This window comes from bacterium (assembly GCA_018812485.1).
Taxonomy (GTDB): Bacteria; JAHJDO01; JAHJDO01; order JAHJDO01; family JAHJDO01; genus JAHJDO01.
The window spans coordinates 1-2,970 of the sequence record JAHJDO010000105.1; the positions used below are offsets into that span (position 1 = coordinate 1).

Below are 2,970 nucleotides of genomic sequence, written 5' to 3' on the forward strand. Positions count from 1 at the left end.
ATTAATTATTGAACGTTTGTTGCTATTTTAGTAATACTCTATAAGCCTGAATCGTCAATATGAACGAAGTGAAGCAATCTCGTTGGATTATTGGGTAAAATTAAACATTTAGGGTAAATCCTTCATAAGATTGGCGTTGGTTTTTAGAATTTTGTTTTCACACCGCTAAATTCCCAATTCGGCTTTAAGGCGCTTCATTTCCATGTTAATATCGTTTTCGCTCATATTGTTTAACATATCCTCAGATACTTTCTCATTATTTTGTTCATATAATGATATTAATATTTTTAAACTGTCGCTATTTGTTGCCTTGTTTGCTGTTGCATTAGAACTCTCTTTCTTTGGAGTTTCTTTATCTTCTGTTTTAAGATTCTCTTTTTTAGTATCACGTTTTTCTTCTGCGTCTTTTTTTCTTTGTTCCCATTCTTTTGTTTTTCCAACTTCTGCTTTTTCGACACTTTCCATGACTTTACCTAAATACGTTTTCCCTAGATCCCACTTCTTTACGAAGTCTATCGGCTTACTCTCAAGTCTATCCTTTTCTTTTTCCTGTATCATATAATCTGCATAACCTATTACATCCGCAGGCTTATATCCACTTCTATGAAACATGCAGAAACCTTCAGGTAGCGCTAGTAGCTGATCATCAGTTATTACTGTCTTTTCTGCCTGTCTGATATACCCTTGCATTGAGCGCCTGCCGTCCAATCTGGTTTTTTCCTGGTCAAATCCCTGATCATCAAACTGCAACATATCACGCCTTGTTACAACTTCCTTTCCTGTGCTTTCCGCAATATCCGCCGCTTCTTTCGCGTCTTCCCTCCTGAATATAATTTTGGTTAAGGTATTATCCCTGATAGTGTACCCAAACCCCTTTTCAACCTTTTCTAATTGTGCTGCCGATTGATTAGATAATATCATGCTGTAATTGGCTGATCGGACCCTTTCTACCAATCCTGTCAGAGAAGGACAGGCTCCATTATGGAATTCGTCCATAATAATATAGAAGACAGGATCTGTCGGCTTTCTTAAAATTGATAGATGTTCTAGTTCCATATAGACTAATCTTCCTAATGCTGAGGAGTTTTCCCTGCTTTCTCCCCCAGGAAGATTAAAATATACAACATCCTGAGCTTTCATTATTTCGAAAAGATCTATTTCTGGATGAGTGGTTGATATTGATTTAATATATTTCATCGGCTGCAATGCCGCCTCTAACCCGCGCACCTCTTTCTTGCTCTTTAACACCTCTGCTACATTTATATATTTTTCAAACCGCTTCGGCATTCTAACAATGTTATAAATATCCGTTAACGTATATTTAATTCTTTTGCTATCTAACAATTCGCAAATTTCAGCGAAATTAGCTCGCTGAAAGTCTGAGTAGTATCTTGCATTTCCATCATGAGCAATTTGTAGCGCAGCTAAAACTCTTTGTCCTTTGTTGCTCGGATCTCCATTTTGAAGAGGATTCCACGTACAGGACTTTTCTAACTTGTTGCTTGAAAAATAATAGAATTTCTTACCAACAACCTTACACATCTCCGCTATAAATTGTATTGCCTGCCTATCCCCCTTGAAATCTATAAAACAAAGCCCATTTCCATAATTTAATATCTGATGCGCAAGCGGCATTATAATCCTTGAGGTCTTCCCCGCTCCTGTGCTTCCTAGAATATGGACATGTTTTGTCATGTCTTTCTCTGTGATTGTTATAGGCTTCTTATTTTTATCAACTCCTAAAAGAAACGGTTTTTCTATTTTCTTTTTTAAAATAAAGGGTTTTCTTATACTCTCCACCAATTGCTTTGCATCATAACTCACACGTCTGAAGTCCAGTTTTGTTATGTCTTGTTCCTCTCTTTTTTCCTGGTATTCATCTATCTTAAAAAAGTCCTCGGCAAGCCTAACCAATCGCGGCCATTTGTGTCTGTAAATAAACACACTTGTTCCATAAAGAGCTGCAGCTATAACAAAAAGCAGATCCGTTTTTATCCATGCTGAATGAGGCATTATATTAAACCTAAAAAACTGCCGGGGATATCTACCTATCCCTGCTACAGCAATTCCCCTGAAAATAGCATCAAGCAAAGCAAATAACCCTAAAAAACCCAAAAGACCTCCTGTCTTGGGTATTAACTTCTCCTTTACCCAATACTTCGTTTTTTCTTCATTCCAAAAAGTGAATCCGCAAAAAAATATTATTATAGCTATAACCATCATAAGAGGCATCCATCGTGCTAGTGTAAAAGACGTCTTACCAAAAGGAGCTACAAAGTTTTTTAACCAATATAAAAAATTAGACGAAAGCAATTCCAGTGTCTCTATTGGTGATGCTGCTAAGCAGCCTTTGTACTTCTTTGATGCGACTTGCATTACGCCATAAAAGACGAGAAAAGGGGCAAATGCTCTGATAAACAAGTAAGGCCTTGAGCACTTAAAACTTAAAAGCTGATAAAGCCAGCCTATGACTATTACTACATATGCAATAAATATAACAAGCAGCCAATTTGCATATTTATAAGAGAAATTGCCAACCTTTTCCATTAGCCAGTTTTCTCCCAGTTCTATCTTTCTTTCCATGTTAGCATTTAACTCGTTAATCGCAGCTGCAGGTCCTTCTGTCGATCTATTGTTGTTTCTTTTAGAAGTGCTTCTTTCCCCGATGCTTTTCTGCTCTATCAAACCGCTTTTCTGCTCAACTAACTCCGCAAAAACAGTAGAACATGAAAAAAATACAATTAAAGCAATTAAGACAATAAGATTGCATGATTTTGACATTAGCTTACCTCCTTAAGATTGATTCTTTTCAGCGTTACATGATTTTTCATATAGGGAACTAGACAGATTTGGCGAAAAATGGGGCATAAGCGTAAGTCTATAAGTAAGAGTGTGTTACAGAGCAAATTTCGGTAAAAACAGAAAAATCATTCCCTAAAATGGTTGAATTCAAAATGAAAATATCAAGAA

General features: G+C 36.5%; 1 protein-coding gene. It reads right to left on the bottom strand.

Translation table 11 applies throughout. From position 1 onward, the window contains the following. Window positions 1-165 precede the first annotated feature (165 nt). Window positions 166-2,781, bottom strand: a complete 2,616-nt coding sequence (locus tag KKC91_08655) for a type IV secretion system DNA-binding domain-containing protein (protein ID MBU0478622.1) — start codon at window positions 2,779-2,781, stop codon at window positions 166-168. Between the last annotated feature and the right edge of the window lie 189 nt (window positions 2,782-2,970).

Coding starts and splice junctions, on each gene's coding strand:
- KKC91_08655 (MBU0478622.1), bottom strand. CDS start 2,781: ATGTCAAAATCATGCAATCTTATTGTCTTAATTGCTTTAATTGTATTT.